This is a genomic window from Pseudomonas sp. H1_D04, from assembly GCF_054683855.1.
Genome location: NZ_CP162826.1, coordinates 3765711 through 3786865 on the forward strand (window position 1 = coordinate 3765711; position 21155 = coordinate 3786865).

Here is a 21155-nt window from a genome sequence, read left to right on the forward strand (position 1 = left end):
TTGCCTCAGGCACTGGCCGCTGCCGTGATGTAGGCCACTTGGTCGGTGGCGGCAACACTGCCAATCACCAGGATTGCAGGGCTCTTCAAGGCGAAGGAATGAGCATCCTCGTGCATGCGTGACAGCTCACTACGGCATTCGCGCTGCAGGGGCAGTGATGCATTTTCGATCATCGCCACTGGCATATCAGCTGCCATCCCGCCGCCGAGCAATTGCTGGCGAATCTCCTCCAGCTTGGCCACCCCCATGTACACCACCAATGTCGTTCCACCTTCTGCCAGCGCGCGCCAATTAACGCTGCTGTCGTCTTGAGTGTGGGCCGTGACCAACGTCACGCCGCGGCTGACACCGCGCAATGTCAGAGGAATCGCGCAGTTCGTCGCACCCGCCAGCCCTGCGGTGATCCCGTTGACCAACTCCACCTCGACGCCACGCTCGCGCAGCCACATGGCCTCTTCACCACCGCGTCCGAAAATGCACGGATCGCCACCTTTGAGCCGCACCACGCATTTGCCTTGGCGGGCGTAACGCAGCATCAGGCGATGGATAAAATCCTGCGGGGTTGAGCGGCAGCCACCGCGTTTACCCACGGTAATCACACGAGCCTCGGCGCAGTGCTCCAGTACGGCCGGGTTGACCAAATCATCGATCAACACTACATCGGCTTCGTTCATTGCCCGTACGGCTTTGAGGGTCAACAGTTCTGGGTCGCCGGGGCCTGCGCCCACCAGCCAGACTTTTGCGTTCATGTGTTTTTCCTCGTCTAGAGCTGACGTCAGCTATGAAAGAGTGAATACAGAAGAATCAGATTGATCAGCATCGAGACCAGGCCCAAGGTGCGCCAAACCTTCAAAGGTTCGCGCTCAAGGAGTGGCCTCGGACGGATGCTCAGCTCTTGGCGATCAGCCTGCTCCAGCACCAGCAGCCATTCCTCGGCAGTCTCGTAGCGATGCGTCGGCTGCGCTGCCACAGCGCGTTCCAGGCTCAGAGGGAGCCAGTCCGGGAGGTCCGGACGATAGCGGCTGGCGGTGATGGATTGGGCAAATCTAGGTCGTTGGAAAGCTTCGATTTCACCGTATGGGTAGTGCCCGGTCAGCAGGAAATACAGCGTCACACCAACGCTATATAAATCCTGTTGTGCTGTAGGACGGTCGCCATTGAACGCCTCAGGCGCGATAAAGCTCGGAGTGCCGGGCAGCACATGGGCGCGATCCTCTGACAGGCCCGAGCAATACGCCAGACCGAAATCCAATACTCGCAATTCTCCGTCGTCCCCCAGCAGCAGGTTTTCCGGCTTGATATCGCGGTGCAGGATCTGCCGTCGATGCAGCATGCCCACCGCGCGCAGCAAACGCTCGGCGACGGACTGCCATTGCGCCAGGGGCAGTGGGCCCTGGCGCTGAAAGAGCTCGGCGAGGGTCATACCGGGATATTCACGCATCACGTAGTACAAATGCTGACGCCCGCTGGCCGTATGGACTTCCGGAAACGCCCGCCCGGCAACCCTTCGCAGAAACCATTCTTCCGACAACAATGCCTGACCGCCGTCGCTGTCATTATCGCGGCTCAGGGGCAGCGTTTTCAGCAGCCAGGGTTGCTGCTGGGCATCGCGTACCCGGTACACCAATGACTGCCTGCTGTGTGCCAGGACGGCGTCGACCTGCCAACCTTCAAAGTGTTGCCCGGCTTTGAGCAGCGGTGGCAAGGGCCATTGCTGCAGCTGCACCAAGGCGTCACCGAGCGTGGCCTCGCCGACCGTGTCGACACGCACCAGCAGGGCGCTGGCATTGTCCTGGCTACCCGCCAGGTGCGCGGCGTTGATCAGGGTGCTTACCGCCAGGTCGAGGTCGGTTTGTTCACGCAGGATCGCGCTGATGCTGTGATCGGCCAGGGTCGCCCACACGCCATCGCTGAGCAGCAGGAAACACTCACCCTCGCGCAATTGACCGTCGAGAAAATCCAGGACCAGATGTTGATCCAGGCCAAGGGCACGCTTGAGCACATGCTGCATGCCCGGCTGTTCCCACACATGGTCTTCGCTGATGCGCTGCAACTCGCCGTCCAGCCAGCGATATGCCCGGCAATCGCCGACATGGGCCAGGGTGAAGCGCTGGCCGCGAAAGACCAAGGCGCTGAGGGTGGTCAGCAACGGTTGACCTCCCCCATTGGCCTGCAGCCAGCGGTTCTGTGCGAGTAGCAACCGCTCCAGTGCCTGTGCCACGCCCCAGGTTTGCGGCGTGGCGTAGTAATCCAGGGCCAGGGCCTGCAGAGTTGAGCGGGCGGCCAGACCACCGTCTGCACACTGGCTCACGCCGTCGGCCATGGCGCACAGATAGCCTTTGCTCGCCGCCAGTTCCGCAGCGGGGGTAACCACCCGCAGCGCATCCTGGTTTTCCGCCCGTGGGCCGATGGCACTGGCGTGGGCGATGCTCAGTTGCAGGCTCATCAGACGCGCGCGGCGGTCACAGCGGCCGAACCCCAAGTAGTTCTCCAGCGGCGCTTGACGCCATGCAGACCGAACCAGGCCAATACGCCCAGGCTCGCGAACAACCACAAGGCCAATTGATAGCTTCCGGTGCTCTGTTTGATCGCACCCATGCCCGCCGCCAGGGCGAAACCGCCGATGCCGCCGGCCATGCCGATCAGGCCGGTCATTACGCCGATCTCACGGCGAAAACGCTGTGGCACCAGCTGGAACACAGCGCCATTGCCTGCGCCCAAACCGAGCATGGTGCAGACGAAAAGCGCCAGCGCCGCGTAGGAACTGGGCAGGTTGAAACCGACTGCCGCGATGCAAATTGCTGCGACGCTGTACATGCCGAGCAGTGTGCGGATCCCGCCGAAACGGTCGGCCAAGGCGCCGCCCATTGGGCGCATCAGGCTGCCACCGAACACGCAGGCGGCGGTGTAGTAGCCGGCGGTCATGGGGCTCAGGCCGTATTGATCGTTGAAATAGCCGGGCAGGGCGCTGGCCAGGCCGATAAAGCCACCGAAGGTCACGCTGTAGAAAAACATGAACCACCAACTGTCGCGGTCGCCCAGAGCCTTGAAGTAATCAGCCATGGACTTGGCTTTAGGGCGTTCAGGCGCATTTTTCGCGAGCCAGGCGAACACGATCAGGGTCAGGATCAGCGGAATCAGTGCGAAGCCGAACACGTTGCTCCAGCCAAAGGCCGCCGCCAGTACCGGGGCCAACAATGCAGCGAACACTGTGCCCGAATTACCGGCGCCGGCGATGCCCATGGCCTTGCCCTGGTGTTCGGCTGGATACCACTGGGACGCCAACGGCAACGCCACTGCAAAGGATGCGCCGGCCATACCGAGGAACAGCCCTAGCAACAAGGCTTGTTCGTAGCTGTGAACCCCCAGTTTCCAGGCGCCGAACAACGCGACAATCACAATCACCTGGCCAATCAGCCCGGCTGTCTTTGGGGATAGCTTGTCCGCCAGCATGCCCATCAGGAAGCGCAACACAGCGCCCGCAAGGATCGGTGTCGCCACCATCAAGCCGCGTTGTTGAGTGGTCAGGTGCAAGTCGGCGGAAATCTGTACCGCCAGCGGGCCCAACAAATACCAGACCATGAAGCTCAGATCGAAATACAGGAACGCGGCAAACAGGGTCGGGGTGTGCCCGGATTTCCAGAAGCTTGATTTCATCACGCACCTCAACGGTTGGGAGTCTTGTAAGAAGGCCTGGTGATGGAGCAGCCGGCTGAGGCCGCCCCACCGGCCCCGTGCTGCTGGGGCCAAAACGAAAAAACGCCGCCATCGGGTTCGCGAGGGCAAACCGGATGTGCGACGTCTTTGTCGTGGAGGGGCAACCGCCGTTGGTTACCTGTGATGATTGTTTAGCAAGTCCCGCGCCACATCAGCCGAGCAGTTCACTCATGGCGATGATTTGCTCTGCCACTTGGATCAGTTTCTGTTGGCGGCTCATGGCTTGGCGGCGCATCAGTGTGTAGGCCTCTTCCTCATTACAGGCCTTCATTTTCATCAGCATGCCCTTGGCCAGTTCGATGCGCTTGCGCTCGGCCAACTGCTGGTCCCGCGCCTGAAGCTGGGCGCGCAAGGCTTGGTCGCTTTCAAAGCGGGCCATGGCCACGTCGAGGATCGGTTGCAGGCGCTGGGCCTGGATGCCCTCGACGATATAGGCACTGACACCGGACTTGATGGCCTGGCGCATCACGTTCGGGTCGTGCTCGTCGGTAAACATCACGATAGGCCGGGGCTGGTCGCGGCTGACGAGCACCACTTGCTCCATCACATCGCGGCCCGGTGACTCGGTATCGATCAGAATCACATCCGGGCGCACTGTTTCGACGCGTGCCGGCAAGTCGATGGTCAGGCCGGACTCATCGATCACCTCGAAGCCAGCTTCGATCAGCGCCGTACGCAGGCGCCCGACCTTGCGCGGGGTGTCATTGATCAACAGGATTCGCAGCATAGAAGTGCTCCTGTCAGCGCAAGGCTTGGCGGTTGGCGTGGTCGGCGATGGCATGCAATCGGAAACTGCGGGCGTAGCCGACGGGGTCCGAGCCGTCCCACACCTTGCCGTCGATCAGTTGGCTGCTGCGCATGTCCTGGCGTTGCGCATTGATGCCCAGCGCGTCTGCCGCCTGGCGATACAGCGCCAGTTGCTGGACCTGGCGGGCAACGCCCAGGTAATCAGGGTCTTCGCGCAGCAGGCCCCAGCGTCGAAACTGGGTCATGAACCACATGCCATCGCAGAGATATGGCAGGTTCACTTCGCCATCGGCGAAAAAGCGCAGGGCATGGGGATCCTGCCAGTGGTTGCCCAGGCCATCGTCATAAATGCCCAGCAGGCGGGGTTCGATGCAGTCGAGAGGCGCGTCAAGGTACTCGCGGCCGCTGAGCAACTGCGCGGTGGAACGCCGGTTTTCGATACTTTCTTCAATAAAGCGGCTGGCTTCGAGGATAGCCATGACCAATACGCGGGCGGTGTTGGGGTATTGGTCGACGAAGGCCTGTGTGCAGCCGAGCACCTTTTCTGGATGGTTCGGCCAGATCGCTTGGGTGGTTGCCAGTGTAAAGCCCTGGTTTTGCGCGACTGCGCTGGCACTCCAGGGTTCTCCGACGCAAAAGCCATCAATCCGACCAGCTTGCAGGTGCGCAACCATTTGCGGGGGCGGTACCACGACGCTGTCCACATCCTGTAACGGATGAATGCCCTGACTTGCGAGCCAGTAGTACAACCACATGGCGTGGGTACCTGTGGGAAAGGTCTGGGCGAAGGTCAGTTTTGTTCGGCTTTGGTGCACGTGACGATCCAATGCCTCAGGAGTGACCACCCCTTGTCGTTGCAGGGCGTGGGACAGGTTGATGCTTTGACCGTTCTGGTTCAATCCCATCAGCACGGCCATGTCGGTGGGTGCGACGCCGCCGATGCCCAGGTGAACGGCATAGATCAACCCGTACAGGCTGTGGGCGGCGTCCAGTTCACCGCTGACCAGTTTGTCCCGCAGGTTGGCCCACGAGGATTGGCGCTTGAGGTTTAGCGTCAGGCCATAAGGTTGAGCGAAGCCCTGGGTTGCCGCCACCACCAAGGAGGCGCAGTCGCTCAAAGCCATGAAGCCCAGGTCGAGGCTGCTCTTTTCCGGAGCATCACTGCCGTTGACCCAGGCCAGTGGGTCTCTTGTCGGGCTGCTGCCAACCGAATCGTTCATCAACACCTACCTTTTCTTTCAAAAAAAAGCGCCGTTCCCTCAGATGGCGATGCAAGGCCATTGCGGGTAACGACGCCTTTGTCCGTAAGCTCGCTCCGCCGTTGGAGTGCGCTCTGATACCGAGTGCAAAGCAAGGCACATGCCACGGGCCTGGAAGCGCTGTCGGCCGTCACCTTTCCATCAAGATTGAAAATGGACGGCCTCTCAGTATGGCCGCCTCTCACTGCCAGGCCGCCCAGGAAACCTACGGTGTACGCTGACTTCCCCTTAACGACTCCCTGCCTCTGGCTACTGCTTGCCGCGCTGATGCTGGGAGGTGCCGATGCCCATGGCGAAACCTATCAGGCGCAGGACGAGAGCCTGCATACCGTCTTTACTGCCTTGTCCGTGCCTATGGGCCTGCCCATTGTCGTGAGCAGTGAAGTGGCGCGCACACGCATCAGTGAAGTCATTGACCTCGATACACCTCAACACGCCCTGGAGACGCTTGCATTGCAATACGGCTTGATCTGGTACGGCGATGGGCAGGCGCTCTACCTCTATGACGTCAGCGAAGCAAAAAGCTCGACCGTGACGTTGTTGCATATATCCGTCGACAGGTTTCGCGCCCTCATGCGCCGCTCGGGGGTTGATGAAACGCGCTACCCCCTTAGGATCAGCGGAACTCGGACATTCTCTGTGTCGGGCCCGCCCAATTATGTCGATCAGGTGTTGCATCTGGCCCAATTGATGGACCTTGAACGTGCTGATTTGCGCGTGGGTACCCATGCGTTTGCTGTCGTCCAGGTACTCAACACCCATGTTGCTGACCGGGTGTACTCCATGGGCCCGGAAAAGGTCACGGTGCCGGGGATCGCGTCGCTGATCGACACCCTGCTGGCGTCTGAGGAGGACGGACCACTGGCCGACCAGAGTCTGGCGGTGATCCCCTATTTGGATACCAACAGCCTGCTGATCAAGGGCGAGCCTGAACAGTTGGGTTTCATCGAGCGATTGATCGCCGAGTTGGACACACCCAAGCGGTCTGTCGAAGTCTCGCTCTGGATGGTGGACGTGGAGCGTGACGACCTGAAAAAACTGGAGCCGGCCTGGGATAAGGAGGAGAAGGGTCAGGCCACGCGAATCCTGGAACCGATGGACGATAACCGCTTGATGGCGCAAATCGCCACGCTGGAGCATCGGCGGCGAGCGAAAGTGATGACGTTACCGGTGATTCTCACCCAAGAGAACGTGCCAGCGATATTTCAGGATAACCACACCTTCTACCTGCCCGCTCCCGGACAGGATCATGCTGATTGGAAGCCTGTGCATTACGGCTCCCAAGTCAGCGTGTTGCCGCGTTTTGCCGAAGCGAATCAGATCGAGATGCTTCTCCACGTTGAGGATGGTCGCCAGATGAGCCAGGCCGGTCGGCGCGGCAAACCGAGCGCGGTCGGGCGGGTGAGTATCAGTAGCGTGGTGCAAGTGCCGCAGGGCAAGCGCCTGTGGTTGGGGCCGTTTAGCCGTGAGGCCAATGAGCAGGGACGAAACGCCGTATCAAATGGCTCGGCCAAGGTTCGTCTGTTTGTGATTCAGTCCCGGGCCGTGGGTAGCGAGAAGGCCTTACCGGCAGGCGTTGGTGCGCCGCCGTTGACTGCGGCGCAATACGAACGAGTGCAACGTGCGTTTGTGCACCCGGGTCGCGATATCTCTCCGTGAAAAAGGTGCTAACCCGTGCATATGGAAATTCTTCTACAGGAACAACTGGTCAGTTTCAGGCGCCTTTCAGCCTTTGCGCCTGGGAAGGTGCTGCCATTGGCGCCTGGAATCAACCACTGCGTGGAGGTTCGGGTTAACGGCCGGCTATTGGCGTTGGGGGAGTTGGTGCAGTTGGAGGATCGCCTGGGGATTGAATTGCACGAGGTCTATCGAAAAGGGGCATCTGACAGTTGTAAATGAACGGTCTTACAGGGTGATGCTGAAAAGCGGCGGCTGTATGGGTTTTTTCCTAGCGTGGGCTGCAAGGCGGTTTTTTATAGTCATGACGTGGGCACAAGAGCCAGTACTGGAAATAAGGAATGAGTCGGATGCCGAGGTGGATATGGCCGTCGTGAATGATGGGTTGACTGCGACTTCCCTGTATTTCTCCCAGTGGATACTGCATGGCGATGGTCGTCTAAGCGGTAAAGTCAGCGATGTTCAGTTGCCGCCCAAGGAGCTGCATGTTTTGCGGTTGCTGCTTGCCTCTGGCGGTGTCCTGATGACCAAGGATCATTTGCTTGAACTGGCCTGGCCACAAGGGGAGGTCGCGGAGGAGTCACTGACCCGTTGCATTTACTCGCTGCGCAAGCATCTTGGAGCCGACAAGGGTTTTATCAAGACCATCTACGGTCGTGGGTATCGCTTCACCTGTCCGGTGAACGTTGAGTGGCATGGGGCCGGGCATACGGATGCCGCGCAGCACCTGTGTTCGGCCTGTGGCCAGCTCAGGCGTGGCTAAGCTGTGGCGCAGGCTGCTGTTGCTCGGCCTATTGATCAGCGCAAACCAGGCGTTTGCCTACTGCTGGGAGGAAACCGCCAGTCGCTACGGTATCGAGCCTGAATTGCTGCAGGCTATCGCTGCCGTGGAGTCGGGGTTTCGTGCAGATGCGATCAACCACGCAAACCAAAATGGTACGCGTGACATCGGCCTGATGCAGATCAACAGTATTCATTTGCCCCGCTTGCTCAAGCTGGGCATTACCGAGGAACGGCTGTTGAGTGAGCCGTGCCTCTCAGTGGAAGTAGGCGCTTCCATACTGGCCGATTTCATTCAGCGCTTTGGCTACAACTGGACGGCGGTAGGTTCCTACAATGTTGGCGCCGGCTCAGGCCCTCAGCGCGACGCATTGCGCATGCGCTATGCAGAGAAAATTTGGGCACGCTATGAGTTGCTCGTACAGCAGCGCTATTGATGTTTGGGTAGCACGCCTCGCGTGCACCCCGTCACCCCGGCTATAATCGCCGCCACCTTTCGCCGCCATCCGAGTCTAGCCCGCCCATGTATACCCTGGCCCGCCAGCTGTTGTTCAAACTCTCCCCGGAAACCTCCCACGATCTGTCCCTGGACCTGATCGGCGCCGGTGGCCGCCTGGGGCTCAACGGCCTGGTGTGCAAGGCACCCGCAAAAATGCCGGTATCAGTGATGGGGCTCGACTTCCCCAACCCGGTCGGACTGGCCGCTGGCCTGGACAAGAACGGCGCGGCCATCGATGGCTTCGCGCAACTGGGTTTCGGTTTTGTCGAGATCGGCACCGTGACGCCACGGCCGCAGCCCGGTAACCCCAAGCCGCGGATCTTCCGCCTGCCTGAAGCCGAGGCGATCATCAACCGCATGGGTTTCAACAACCTCGGCGTCGATCACCTGCTGTCGCGGGTTGAGGCTGCGAAGTACAAGGGCATCCTCGGCATCAATATCGGCAAGAACTTTGATACACCGGTTGAGCGAGCGGTGGACGATTACCTGATCTGCTTGGACAAGGTCTACGCCCACGCCAGCTATGTCACCGTCAACGTCAGCTCGCCGAACACACCGGGCTTGCGCAGCCTGCAGTTCGGTGACTCCCTCAAGCAGTTGCTCGAAGCCCTGCGCCAGCGCCAGGAAGATTTGGCAGTGCGCCATGGCAAGCGCGTGCCGCTGGCCATCAAGATCGCCCCGGACATGAGTGACGAGGAAACCGTACTGGTGGCCCAAGCCCTGGTGGATTCGGGTATGGACGCAGTGATCGCTACCAACACCACCCTCAGCCGTGTCGGCGTCGAAGGGTTGGCCCATGGCGACGAAGCCGGTGGCCTGTCAGGTGCGCCGGTGCGGGACAAGAGCACCCATATCGTCAAGGTGTTGGCTGCTGAGTTGGCCGGACGTTTGCCGATCATTGCAGTGGGCGGTATCACCGAAGGCAAGCACGCTGCCGAGAAGATCGCCGCCGGCGCGAGCCTGGTGCAGTTGTACTCCGGATTTATCTACAAAGGCCCGGCGCTTATTCGTCAATCGGTGGATGCGATAGCGGCATTGCGTTGAAAGATCGCCCAATAAAAAGGGCTCCTTAAAAGGAGCCCCTGGGCCGAAGCCCGCCGCCTTGAGAGGGCGTGCGTGGTTAAGTCGTCATCTATTCGTGGTGGTGTCGGAATTAAGTGCCCTTGATTAGCCGACGGCGTGAAGTTCGTTGAGTCTGTGGATTCCCGCAGTGCCAGTCATACCGTCCCAGTTGTCGCCTCGTCCTTCTCGCCAGCCGTTGATCCAGGCTTGGCGTACCGACGGTAGAGTAAATGGGCAAAGCTCACGGGATTTGCCATGAACGCCATATTGATATCCGCGTAAAAAAGCTCTTTCCAACGGATCACGCTTAAGTCTTCTCATAGGGTGTTTCCCTCACTTGTTGACTGTCTTGATATCCTTCGGCCTCGTCTGAGGCCGGGCAGAGTTTTTCTGCCGTTGGTGGGCTCGCTGCCGGCGTGGCGAGCCTAGGTGTTGGCGTCGTTACGGCGCCAACCTGTGTTGAGTTCTAACCAATAGGTCACACGGATTCAATGATCGTTTTGTCATAAGCACGTAACGATTACGATGCTATAGCCATAAGCTGGGATGGCTTTTCGCCCCTTTTTTGAGGCAAAGCCAGCTATGATGCACCCTGCAAAGAGGATGGGTTTAATCCTTTAGTGAGAATGCTGGCCCGTTGCGGTCGGTTACTATTCGACGAAGGGTCGGAATATTTCTTTTTGTTGCTTAAAAAAATCACTCTGCCCCGTCAATAAAGGCTCAAGGGCCCGTCAGACGGGGTGGGACGGCACATTCGTGCCACGCGAGTACTCTTCGAGAAAAGTGCTTGATTGAAAACCGAACCGGCGATGCGTCGCCCGTTCATTTATTGCTGAAAAGCCTGGAATGCCCCATGTCGGACCGTTTTGAACTCTTCCTCACTTGCCCCAAGGGCCTCGAAGGCCTGCTGATCGAGGAAGCCGTCGGGCTTGGCCTTGAGGAAGCCCGCGAGCACACCTCGGCCGTGCGCGGCATGGCCGACATGGAAACCGCCTATCGCCTGTGCCTCTGGTCGCGCCTGGCCAACCGCGTGTTGCTGGTGCTCAAGCGCTTCCCGATGAAGGATGCCGAAGACCTCTACCACGGCGTGCTGGACATCGAATGGGCCGACCACATGGTCTCCGACGGCACCCTGGCGGTGGAGTTCAGCGGTCACGGTTCGGGCATCGACAACACCCACTTCGGCGCGCTGAAGGTCAAGGACGCGATCGTCGACAAGCTGCGTACCCCGACCGGCGAACGCCCGTCCATCGACAAGATCAACCCGGACCTGCGCATTCACCTGCGCCTGGACCGTGGCGAAGCAATCCTGTCCCTCGATCTTTCCGGCCACAGCCTGCACCAGCGCGGCTACCGCCTGCAGCAGGGCGCGGCGCCGTTGAAGGAAAACCTGGCGGCGGCGATCCTGATTCGTGCCGGCTGGCCGCGTATTGCTGCCGAAGGCGGCGCGCTGACTGACCCGATGTGCGGTGTGGGGACCTTCCTGGTCGAAGGCGCGATGATTGCCGCCGACATGGCCCCCAACCTCAACCGCGAACTGTGGGGCTTCACCACCTGGCTTGGCCACGTGCCGGCGCTGTGGAAGAAACTTCATACAGAAGCCACTGAACGTGCCGCCATCGGCATGAACAAAACCCCGCTGTGGGTGCGTGGCTACGAGGCTGACCCCCGTCTGATCCAGCCCGCGCGCAACAACATCGAGCGTGCTGGTCTGAGCCATTGGATCAAGGTGTACCAGGGCGAAGTCGGCACCTTCGAGCCGCGCCCGGACCAGAACCAGAAAGGCCTGGTGATCTGCAACCCGCCCTACGGCGAGCGTCTGGGTGACGAAGCCAGCCTGTTGTACCTCTACCAGAACCTCGGCGAGCGTCTGCGCCAGGCCTGCATGGGCTGGGAAGCCGCGGTGTTCACCGGCGCACCGGACCTGGGCAAGCGCATGGGCATTCGCAGCCACAAGCAGTATTCGTTCTGGAACGGCGCGTTGCCGTGCAAATTGCTGCTGATCAAGGTCAACCCGGATCAGTTCGTTACCGGCGAGCGTCGTACCCCGGAACAGCGCCAGGCTGAACGTGAGCAGGCCGTTTACGACCAAGCCCCGGTCGAGCCACAAGAGCGCCAGTACAACAAGAACGGCAACCCGATCAAGCCAGTCCCGGCTCCTGTGGTCGAGCAGGCGCGCCTGAGCGAAGGCGGGCAGATGTTCGCCAACCGCCTGCAGAAGAACCTCAAGCTGCTGGGCAAGTGGGCCAAGCGTGAAGGGGTGGATTGCTATCGCGTGTACGACGCCGATATGCCCGAATACTCCATGGCCATCGACCTGTACCACGATTGGGTGCATGTGCAGGAATATGCCGCGCCGAAGTCCATTGACCCGGAAAAAGCCTCTGCACGTATGTTCGATGCGCTGGCGGCGATCCCTCAGGCGCTGAACATCGACAAGAGCCGCGTGGTGGTCAAGCGTCGTGAGCGCCAGAGCGGCACCAAGCAGTACGAGCGCCAGAGCGCCCAAGGCAAGTTCACCGAAGTCAGTGAAGGCGGCGTGAAGCTGCTGGTCAACCTCACCGATTATCTCGACACCGGCCTGTTCCTAGACCATCGCCCGATGCGCATGCGTATCCAGAAGGAAGCGGCCGGCAAGCGTTTCCTTAACCTGTATTGCTACACCGCCACCGCCAGTGTGCATGCAGCCAAGGGTGGCGCGCGCAGCACCACCAGCGTTGACCTGTCCAAGACCTATCTGGACTGGGCGCGTCGCAACTTCTCCCTCAACGGGTTCTCCGACAAGAACCGCCTGGAGCAGGGTGACGTGATGGCCTGGCTGGAGGCCAGCCGCGATGAGTTCGACATGATCTTCATCGACCCGCCGACCTTCTCCAATTCCAAGCGCATGGAAGGCATTTTCGACGTGCAGCGTGACCACGTACAGTTGCTGGACCTGGCGATGGCACGCCTGGCACCGGGTGGTGTGCTGTATTTCTCGAACAACTTCCGCAAGTTCGCGCTGGAGGAAAACCTCAGCGAGCGCTACACGGTCGAGGAAATCAGCGACAAGACCATCGATCCGGATTTTGCGCGCAACGCCAAGATCCATCGGGCCTGGAAAATCACCGCTCGCGGTTAACCAACAGCCTGAAGCCGCAAGCCTGGTTTAATCCGGTCTTGCGGCTTTTTTACGCTGGTCAAACTCTGGGCCGATAGCTATAACTTAAGGCCTAGCCAAAGTGACACCCCCGCACGCTGGCGTTGTGAGTGTTGCTTATGCCGATGCAAGCCGTTCGCCCGAAAATCCTAGGCTTTATCAGTGAACAGGCGTCGGCTTGGCTGGTGGCATTGGTGGTGTTTCTGGCGGGCTGTACCCTGACGCTCATCGTCGCCTGGGCGTCCTTCGATCTCTATCAACAACAGGTGCGCCAGCGTTTCCAGTTGCTGGTCAACGAGCGGTATACCCGCCTGCAGGAACGCTTCGAAGATCAGGAACAGCGCTTGAACAGCCTGCGGCGGTTCTTCGTCAATTCCGACGATGTGTCCCGTGAAGAGTTCGATGGTTTCGCCCAGCCTTTGCTATTGCGCACTCGGGCCTACGCCTGGGCGCCGCGCGTGTCTCGCGATCAACGCAGCCAGTTCGAACAAGAGGTGTCCCGCCAGCGTGGTGCGCCCTTTGTCATCCGTGAGTTAAATAGCGCCGGAGAACTGGCCCCGGCGCCTGAGCGTGATGAATACGTGCCGGTGCTCTATAGCCAGACTCAAAGTCTGCTGGGCTCGCCACTGGGTTTTGATCTGCTGGCCCAGCCCCTGCGGCGCTCAGCCCTTGAGCGCGCACAAAAAAGCGGCAAGCTGGCGGTTTCCCAGCCCATGCAACTGGTAGGCGTTGAGCCTGCTTATGCCACTGGCGTATTGCTGGTGGCGCCGGTCAGTCACCTGTCCACTTCCGAGCAGTCCCAGCATGAGCCCTTTGGCTACGTGATGGCCGTGATCAGCATGCGCCAGTTAGTAGCTGACGGCTTGCCCAAGCCGGAACGGGACAACCTGGTGATGCAGATCGTCGATACCTCCGACCTACAGAAACGTGTGCTCTACGAATCGAGCAATAGCGTGGCAAACGGCGACCTGATCGGTGCGCGCCGTCTTACCTTGGGGGACCACGTTTATGCCCTGACCCTGCGTCCGAGCCAGGTGTTCGACCAGACTAACCATTCTTCGTTGATCACGATCCTGACGATGGGCGGGTTGCTCAGCCTGTTGCTCAGCGCTTTGCTCTATGTGCTGGTGAGCCAACGCCAGCGCGCCGTGAAGCTGGTGGAACAGCGTACCGTGCAGTTGCGCCTGCGTGAGCAGGAGTTACGCGGTGCCCATGGCCAACTGCGCAGCGTGCTGAATGCGGCGACCCAGGTCGCCATCATTGCCACCGACTTACGCGGCGTCATCAACACCTTCAATGCCGGTGCCGAACAAATGCTCGGGTTCTCAGCCGAGCAGGTGGTGGGTAAGTTGACCCTGGAAAGCTTGCACTTGGCGTCGGAACTGGAAGCCCGTGCAGCTAGCCTGAGCGTGGCCTTGGGCAAGCGAATCCCTGCCAGTCAGGCGATGCTGGTCGAGAGCCCGGATAACCTGCACGAAGCCCGGGAATGGACCTTGGTGCGCGAGGATCGCAGCCAGTTGACTGTGAACATGCTGGCCACTGTGTTGCTGGATGATCACGGTTTGTGGATCGGGCACTTAGCGATTTACCTGGACATTACCGAGCAAAAACGCGCTTACGAAGCATTGGCGGCCCGTGACCGCCTGCTCAAGAAACTCAGCGCCCATGTGCCCGGCGGTATCTTCCAGTTCACCCTGGAACCCCGCGAAAACTGGCGGTTCATCTATGCCAGCGATGGTATGCGCGACATTTATGAAATCGAAAACGGTGTGTTGCAGCAGGACGCGAAGAAAGTTTTCGAGCGTATCCACCCGCTGGACGTGGAGCGGGTACGAGCCTCGATTCGCCTGTCGGCGTTGCAGTTGAGCCATTGGCGCGAAGAGTACCGGGTGCAGTTGCCACAACGGGGTCTGCGCTGGATTCGCGGCGAAGCCACACCGGAAGAGTTACCGGGTGGCGGTACGCTGTGGCATGGCTACGTGTCGGACATTTCCGATTTGAAGCGGGTTGAAGAGGAGCTACGCGCACTGTCCATCACTGATTCCCTGACCGGAATTCACAATCGACGCTATTTTCAGGACCGACTCAGGGCCGAGATGGTGAGGCTCAATCGGACCAGCGGGGCATTGTCGGTGATCATGCTCGATATCGATCACTTCAAACGCATCAACGACAAGCATGGGCACGCGGTCGGCGACGCGGTGTTACAGGAGTTGTGCAAACGCATCGGCCAACGCTTGCGTCGTTCCGATGTTTTCTGTCGGCTGGGTGGCGAGGAATTCATGGTGCTCTGCCCTAACACCGGTGGCGAACAGGCCTACAGCCTGGCGATGGAATTGTGGCAGTCGCTGCGCAACGAGCCTATGGAAGCGGTGGGCATCGTCACTGCCAGCTTTGGTGTGGCCAGTTGGCGGATCGACGAAGGCATTGATGGGTTGTTGCTGCGCGCCGACTCGGCCGTTTATGTAGCCAAGCAGGCGGGCAGGGATCGGGTAGAGGCGACGCCGCTGTGTTGAGTGACCTTTGTGGTGAGCGGGCAAGCCGCTCACCACAGGCCCCAGTTCAGCGTCAGAGTACTGGGGCTGAAGCCGCCAATTTAGGTTGGCGATACAGGTCCAGCAGCACCTGATCCAGCACCGACGAAGCGCCCCATGGCTTCGGATCGTTGAGAATCGCCACCACCGCCCAGGTATTGCCGTTGTTGTCGCGGCTGAACCCGGCAATGGCGCGTACCGTGTTCAAGGTGCCGGTCTTGACGTGGGCTTCGCCGCGCATCGCAGTGGTCTTCAGGCGTTTGCGCATGGTGCCGTCGGTGCCGGCAATCGGCATCGAACTGATGTATTCGGCAGCGTAAGGGCTTTTCCAGGCGGCTTGCAGCATCGCGGCCATCTCGCGGGCGCTGACCCGTTCGGCACGGGACAGCCCGGAGCCGTTCTCCATCACCAGATGCGGTGCAGTGATACCTTTTTTCGCAAGCCACTGACGCACTACACGTTGCGCGGCCTTGGCGTCGTCGCCGTCGGCATCGTTGCGAAACTGCGCGCCCAGGCTCAGGAACAACTGCTGCGCCATGGTGTTGTTACTGTATTTGTTGATGTCGCGGATGATTTCCGCCAGGTCCGGCGAGAATGCGCGGGCCAACACCTTGGCATCCTTGGGCACGGGTGCCTGGATATCACGGCCCTGGATGCTGCCGCCCAATTCCTGCCAGATTGCCCGCACGGCGCCGGCGGTATAGGTGGCATGGTCGAGCAGTGACAGGTACGTCTGGGAGCTGCAGCCGTCGCCCAGTTGGCCACTGACGGTGACCGTCACGCTGCCATCGGCGGCAGTGACCGGGTTGTAGCGCACGTCGCCGGTGCATTGCTTGGCGTTGGAAACCTTGACCTGATTGTCGATGCGAATACTGGCGATAGGCGGCTCCACCGATACGATCACACGGCCTGAGTCGTTGCGGGTCACAAAGCGCAGGGCCTTGAGGTTGACCAGCAGGGCGTCGGGCTTAACCAAGAAGGGCTTGTTCTCGTCGTTGCCGTCGTCATTGAATTCCGGCAGTTGTGGCGGGATAAAGAAGCCACGGTCCAACACCAGGTCGCCTGTGACCTGCTGTACGCCATTGGCGCGCAGGTCGCGCATCAGCAGCCAGAGTTTTTCCATGTTCAGCTTGGGATCACCGCCGCCCTTGAGGTAAAGGTTGCCATGCAACACGCCGCCGCTGAGGGTGCCGTCGGTGTAGAACTCGGTTTTCCACTGGTGGTTGGGGCCGAGCATTTCCAAGGCGGCGTAGGTGGTAACCAGCTTCATGGTGGACGCGGGGTTTACCGAGACGTCAGCGTTGAAGACGGTGGGGGTGCCAGGGCCGTTCAGGGGGATCATTACCAGTGACAGCGCGGTGTTTTGCAGCTTGGCTTTGGCCAGGGCCTGCTGAACATTCGGGGGGAGGGTGTTATTGACTGGGGCAGCTGTGGCGCTGAGGGCCAGTGGCAAGAGGAGACCGGCTAGCAAGACTGAACGTAAAGATTTGATCATAAGAAATGAAACCCTACTGCTGAGGAGGGTGAAAAAGGCGAGGGGTAAATAGGAAAAATCCCTCATTGGTCATGAAAGTGTCGGCATTATGCCCCAAGGTGGGCGCGCTTGTGGCTGAACCATAGCTGGAAATCAGCGTTTTTTTTACAGGCAAAGTGCCGCCTGTCCCAGAGAGTCGGGCAATCGTCGCCTTAAACTGCTAAAGTGCCGCCCGTTATTACTTATGAGGATTGTTCCAATGGCGACTAACCGTTCCCAGCGTCTGCGCAAAAAACTGTGCGTTGATGAATTTCAAGAGCTGGGTTTCGAACTGAACCTGGACTTCAACGAAGGCCTGAGTGAAGAAGCTATCGACGCTTTCCTCGAAGCATTCATCAAAGAAGCCATGGAAGCCAACGGTCTGGGCTATGTCGGCGGCGATGACTTCGGTCTGGTTTGCCTGCAGAAGCGTGGCTCGGTCTCCGAAGAGCAGCGCGCTGCTGTTGAAGCCTGGCTGAAAACCCGTTCCGAGCTGACCAAGGCTGAAGTCAGCCCGTTGCTGGACGTGTGGTATCCGGAAAAGCCGATCAACGCGGCTAAGTGATACTGAAAAAAACGGCGACCTGAGGGTCGCCGTTTTTTTATGCCTTGCGCCAGTTCAGAATCAGCAGCGTCAATACCCCCGCCACAATCCCCCAGAACGCCGACCCGATGGAAAACAACGTCAAGCCTGACGCGGTGACCATAAAGGTGATCAGCGCCGCTTCCCGTTCCTTCGGCTCATTCATGGCGATACTCAAGCCGTTGATGATCGAGCCAAACAACGCCAATGCCGCAATCGACAGCACCAGCTCCTTGGGCAATGCTGCGAACAATGCCGCCAACGTGGCGCCGAACACGCCAGCAATCCCGTAGAAAACCCCGCACCACACGGCCGCGGTGTAGCGTTTGTTGCGGTCTTCGTGGGCATGGGGCCCGGTGCAGATGGCTGCGCTGATCGCCGCCAGGTTGATGCCATGGGAGCCAAAAGGTGCCAGCACCAGCGAGGCCAGGCCGGTGGCTGTGATCAGTGGTGATGCCGGCACGTTATAGCCGTCGGCGCGCAACACGGCGACGCCGGGCATGTTTTGCGAAGTCATTGCCACCACAAACAGCGGAATGCCGATGCTGATCGTCGCGGCCAGTGAGAAGTGCGGCGTGGTCCAGACCGGCGTCGCTACTTCCAGGTGGAAGCCGCTGAAATCCAACAGCCCCATCACCCCGGACAGCGCGGTGCCGATCACCAGCGCGGCCAGCACCGCATAACGTGGCGACAGACGCTTAATGATCAGATACGTGAAGAACATCCCCAGGACCAGGCCGGTGCGATGCTGCGCGGCAACGAAAATCTCGCTGCCGATCTTGAACAGGATCCCTGCCAATAAGGCCGCCGCCAGTGAGGCAGGAATGCGTTTGACCAGTTTTTCAAAGCTGCCGGTCAGCCCGCAGATCGTCACCAGCACCGCACAGGTGATATAGGCACCGATGGCTTCGCCATAACTCACGCCGCCCAGGCTGGTGATCAACAGCGCCGCGCCAGGCGTGGACCAGGCAATGGTGATCGGTGTGCGATAGCGCAGGGACAGGCCGATGCTGCACACCGCCATGCCGATGGAAATTGCCCAGATCCATGAGGAAATCTGCGCGGTGGTCAAGCCGGCGGCTTGCCCGGCTTGGAACATCAGCACCAGGGAACTGGTGTAGCCGGTCATCATCGCAATGAAACCCGCGACGATGGCCGATGGAGAAGTGTCGGCCAGCGGGCGCAAAGGCGCTTGAGTGGCTTCGGTCATGGAGAGGTGTTCCTTTTACCTGGGTATTTGCCGGTGACGGCGCAGATTCAAGCCTAAACTCAAACGTAACTACTCATTGCAATACAGCCGCCGGCGCAATCAGCCGTACAGTGTGTTGGCGCATTGGGTTGTGTACAATGTGCCGTGTTTTTAGGTGATACTTGCCAGCGACCCTCGCTTGCCGTATTACCGTTAATTCGCCGCCGTTCTCCAAACCCGAGTGCCCATGAACGAACAGTTGCAACCTCTCAAGAAACAACCGCGAGCCGGCAAGGCCGGTCGCAGCGGAACCCAGGACGATATCGTCTATGCGCATATCTTCGAGGCCATCCTCGAACAACGCCTGGCGCCCGGCACCAAATTGAGCGAAGAAGCACTGGGCGAAATCTTCGGCGTAAGCCGCACCATCATTCGTCGCGCACTGTCGCGCCTGGCCCATGAAGGCGTCGTGCTGCTGCGGCCCAATCGCGGCGCGGTGGTGGCGAGTCCAAGCGTGGAAGAGGCGCGCCAAGTGTTCCTGGCACGGCGTCTGGTGGAGCGGGCGATCACCGAGTTGGCGGTGCAGCATGCTACCGCCGAACAACTGGCCGAGCTGCGCCAGATGGTCAACGACGAGCGCGACAGTTTCTCCCGTGGTGACCGCGGTGCGGGTATCCGCCTCTCCGGCGAATTCCACCTCAAGCTGGCCGAAGCGGCAAAGAACGCGCCGCTGATCAGCTTCCAGCGCAGCCTGGTGTCCCAGACCTCACTGATCATCGCCCAGTACGAAAGCGGCAACCGCTCGCACTGTTCGTATGATGAGCACACCCAGTTGATCGACGCGATTGAAGCGCGGGACGCGACACTGGCGGTGAATTTGATGATGCATCACATGGATCACATCGACAGCAAGCTCAACCTCGACGAGGAAAGTGCGTCGGATGATTTGCATGCGGTGTTTTCGCATTTGCTCCAGACCAAAAAGCCGGGGCGTTCTTCGGTCAAACTGTAATTTCCCCGTTTCACCCGGAAACAAATGTGGGAGGGGGCTTGCTCCCGATAGCGCTGGATCAGTTAACACATGACTAACTGAACCACTGCCATCGGGAGCAAGCCCCCTCCCACGTTTGGTTTTGTGTAGCGGTTGAGATCAGCGTTGGTGCACGAGTTGGCCGGCAGCGTAGGTCTGCAACACCGTCCGATCATCCCCCAGCGTCATCAACACAAACAACGTCTCGGCAATGTTGTTCGCCTGCTTCAAGCGATAGCTGAGCAGCGGCGTGGCGTTGTAATCCAGCACCAAAAAGTCCGCATCCGTGCCCGGCTGCAACGTGCCGATCTTGTCCTCAAGGCGCAGTGCACGCGCTCCGCCGAGGGTCGCCAGGTACAGCGATTTGAACGGGCTCAACCGCGCCCCTTGTAGTTGCATGACCTTGTACGCTTCGTTCAACGTTTGCAGCAGCGAGAAACTGGTGCCGCCGCCCACATCAGTGCCCAGGCCCACATTCAACTTGTGCTTCTCGGCCATTGGCAGGTTGAACAACCCACTGCCGAGGAAGAAGTTCGACGTCGGGCAGAACGCCACCGCCGAGCCCGTCTCTGCCAGCCGCGCGCACTCGTCATCACACAGGTGCACGCCGTGGGCAAATACCGAACGCTCGCCCAGCAGGTTGTAGTGGTCGTACACATCCAGATAGCCTTTGCGCTCTGGGAACAACTCCTTCACCCATTCGACTTCCTGCTTGTTCTCACTGATGTGCGTCTGCATGTACAGGTCCGGGTACTCGCCCAGCAGTTGCCCGGCCAATGCCAGTTGTTCCGGCGTGCTGGTCGGTGCGAATCGCGGCGTGACGGCATAGTGCAGACGGCCCTTACCGTGCCAGCGCTCGATGAGCGTCTTGCTTTCCTGGTAGCCGGTTTCGGCAGTGTCGGTGAGGTAGTCCGGCGCGTTGCGGTCCATCATCACTTTGCCAGCGATCATGCGCAGGTCGAGTTTCTCGGCCGCTTCGAAGAATGAGTTCACGGACTGCGGATGCACGCTGCCGAACACCAGCGCCGTGGTGGTGCCGTTGCGCAGCAGTTCCTTGATGAAAATATCCGAGACTTCGTCGGCGTGGGCCTTGTCGGCAAATTGGCTTTCACACGGGAAGGTGTAGGTGTTGAGCCAGTCCAGCAACTGCTCGCCATAAGCACCGACCATGCCGGTCTGCGGCAGGTGGATATGGGTGTCGATCAGGCCTGGGGTGATCAGCGCGTCCTGGTAATGGGTGACTTCGATGTCGGCCGGCAGGGTCGGCAGCAGGTCGCCAGCATGGCCGACAGCGCTGATCTGGCCGTTGTCGATCACCAGCAGGCCGTCTTCGAAATACTCATAGGACGCTTCGATCCCAACGATGGCGGGGTCGGCGATGCTGTGCAGGATGGCGGCACGGTAGGCTTTGCGAGTCAAAGGCATG

18 protein-coding genes are annotated in these 21155 nt (G+C 59.9%); 9 read left to right on the plus strand and 9 right to left on the minus strand.

Annotated features, from left to right (window positions below):
- Positions 1-5: 5 nt before the first annotated feature.
- The 5 genes from cobA to AB4N82_RS17510 form a co-directional block, all read right to left on the minus strand.
- Positions 6-749 carry a uroporphyrinogen-III C-methyltransferase gene (gene cobA / locus AB4N82_RS17490; RefSeq protein ID WP_122764542.1) on the minus strand — a complete coding sequence of 248 codons (744 nt, stop codon included), beginning with the start codon at positions 747-749 and terminating at the stop codon, positions 6-8.
- A 26-nt stretch (positions 750-775) separates the two neighbouring features.
- Positions 776-2446 carry a protein kinase domain-containing protein gene (locus AB4N82_RS17495; RefSeq protein WP_122764693.1) on the minus strand — a complete coding sequence of 557 codons (1671 nt, stop codon included), beginning with the start codon at positions 2444-2446 and terminating at the stop codon, positions 776-778.
- Positions 2446-3657 carry a nitrate/nitrite transporter gene (locus tag AB4N82_RS17500; RefSeq protein WP_122764543.1) on the minus strand — a complete coding sequence of 404 codons (1212 nt, stop codon included), beginning with the start codon at positions 3655-3657 and terminating at the stop codon, positions 2446-2448. Before AB4N82_RS17500 ends, AB4N82_RS17495 begins: the two co-directional genes overlap by 1 nt.
- 211 nt (positions 3658-3868) lie before the next feature.
- Positions 3869-4444 carry an ANTAR domain-containing response regulator gene (locus tag AB4N82_RS17505; RefSeq protein WP_032887604.1) on the minus strand — a complete coding sequence of 192 codons (576 nt, stop codon included), beginning with the start codon at positions 4442-4444 and terminating at the stop codon, positions 3869-3871.
- Between the two features lie 13 nt (positions 4445-4457).
- The gene (locus tag AB4N82_RS17510; protein WP_032887605.1) at positions 4458-5684 is read right to left on the minus strand and encodes a CmpA/NrtA family ABC transporter substrate-binding protein; all 1227 of its coding nucleotides are present in this window, start codon (positions 5682-5684) and stop codon (positions 4458-4460) included.
- 249 nt (positions 5685-5933) lie between these two features.
- Here AB4N82_RS17510 and sctC point away from each other — a divergent pair, with 249 nt between their 5' ends.
- The 5 genes from sctC (at position 5934) to AB4N82_RS17535 (ending at position 9723) form a co-directional block, all read left to right on the plus strand.
- Complete coding sequence (gene sctC / locus AB4N82_RS17515; RefSeq protein WP_460102387.1) at positions 5934-7382, plus strand: type III secretion system outer membrane ring subunit SctC; 1449 nt, start codon at positions 5934-5936, stop codon at positions 7380-7382.
- Between the two features lie 15 nt (positions 7383-7397).
- Positions 7398-7622, plus strand: coding sequence for a FliM/FliN family flagellar motor switch protein (locus tag AB4N82_RS17520; RefSeq protein WP_032887609.1), 225 nt, complete (start codon positions 7398-7400; stop codon positions 7620-7622).
- Between the two features lie 142 nt (positions 7623-7764).
- Positions 7765-8163, plus strand: a complete 399-nt coding sequence (locus AB4N82_RS17525; RefSeq protein WP_122764694.1) for a winged helix-turn-helix domain-containing protein — start codon at positions 7765-7767, stop codon at positions 8161-8163.
- Positions 8156-8617: a transglycosylase SLT domain-containing protein gene (locus tag AB4N82_RS17530; protein ID WP_032888087.1), complete on the plus strand. Its 462-nt coding sequence runs from the start codon at positions 8156-8158 to the stop codon at positions 8615-8617. Before AB4N82_RS17525 ends, AB4N82_RS17530 begins: the two co-directional genes overlap by 8 nt.
- A gap of 86 nt (positions 8618-8703) precedes the next feature.
- Positions 8704-9723 (plus strand): quinone-dependent dihydroorotate dehydrogenase, encoded by a 1020-nt coding sequence (locus AB4N82_RS17535; RefSeq protein WP_095185350.1) that lies wholly within the window; start codon positions 8704-8706, stop codon positions 9721-9723.
- Positions 9724-9846: 123 nt separating this feature from the next.
- On the opposite strand, the gene rmf is transcribed toward AB4N82_RS17535, so the two are convergent.
- The gene (gene rmf / locus AB4N82_RS17540) at positions 9847-10062 is read right to left on the minus strand and encodes a ribosome modulation factor (protein ID WP_002553055.1); all 216 of its coding nucleotides are present in this window, start codon (positions 10060-10062) and stop codon (positions 9847-9849) included.
- Between the two features lie 532 nt (positions 10063-10594).
- On the opposite strand from rmf, the gene rlmKL reads away from it, so the two are divergent.
- Together rlmKL and AB4N82_RS17550 are read left to right on the plus strand one after the other, a co-directional pair.
- On the plus strand, positions 10595-12862 hold the full coding sequence (gene rlmKL, locus AB4N82_RS17545) for a bifunctional 23S rRNA (guanine(2069)-N(7))-methyltransferase RlmK/23S rRNA (guanine(2445)-N(2))-methyltransferase RlmL (protein ID WP_460102392.1): 2268 nt from the start codon (positions 10595-10597) through the stop codon (positions 12860-12862).
- Between the two features lie 137 nt (positions 12863-12999).
- The gene (locus tag AB4N82_RS17550) at positions 13000-15396 is read left to right on the plus strand and encodes a sensor domain-containing diguanylate cyclase (RefSeq protein WP_460102395.1); all 2397 of its coding nucleotides are present in this window, start codon (positions 13000-13002) and stop codon (positions 15394-15396) included.
- A gap of 52 nt (positions 15397-15448) precedes the next feature.
- Here the strand turns inward: AB4N82_RS17550 and dacB are convergent, their stop codons facing one another.
- Positions 15449-16909, minus strand: a complete 1461-nt coding sequence (gene dacB, locus AB4N82_RS17555; protein ID WP_032887618.1) for a D-alanyl-D-alanine carboxypeptidase/D-alanyl-D-alanine endopeptidase — start codon at positions 16907-16909, stop codon at positions 15449-15451.
- 238 nt (positions 16910-17147) lie between these two features.
- Here dacB and AB4N82_RS17560 point away from each other — a divergent pair, with 238 nt between their 5' ends.
- Complete coding sequence (locus AB4N82_RS17560) at positions 17148-17492, plus strand: YggL family protein (RefSeq protein ID WP_016979277.1); 345 nt, start codon at positions 17148-17150, stop codon at positions 17490-17492.
- A gap of 37 nt (positions 17493-17529) precedes the next feature.
- Here the strand turns inward: AB4N82_RS17560 and AB4N82_RS17565 are convergent, their stop codons facing one another.
- Complete coding sequence (locus AB4N82_RS17565; RefSeq protein ID WP_095185353.1) at positions 17530-18720, minus strand: benzoate/H(+) symporter BenE family transporter; 1191 nt, start codon at positions 18718-18720, stop codon at positions 17530-17532.
- Between the two features lie 226 nt (positions 18721-18946).
- Here AB4N82_RS17565 and AB4N82_RS17570 point away from each other — a divergent pair, with 226 nt between their 5' ends.
- Positions 18947-19711 carry a GntR family transcriptional regulator gene (locus AB4N82_RS17570; protein ID WP_017134778.1) on the plus strand — a complete coding sequence of 255 codons (765 nt, stop codon included), beginning with the start codon at positions 18947-18949 and terminating at the stop codon, positions 19709-19711.
- A gap of 138 nt (positions 19712-19849) precedes the next feature.
- Here the strand turns inward: AB4N82_RS17570 and guaD are convergent, their stop codons facing one another.
- Positions 19850-21154, minus strand: a complete 1305-nt coding sequence (gene guaD, locus AB4N82_RS17575) for a guanine deaminase (RefSeq protein WP_095185354.1) — start codon at positions 21152-21154, stop codon at positions 19850-19852.
- Position 21155: the final 1 nt, after the last annotated feature.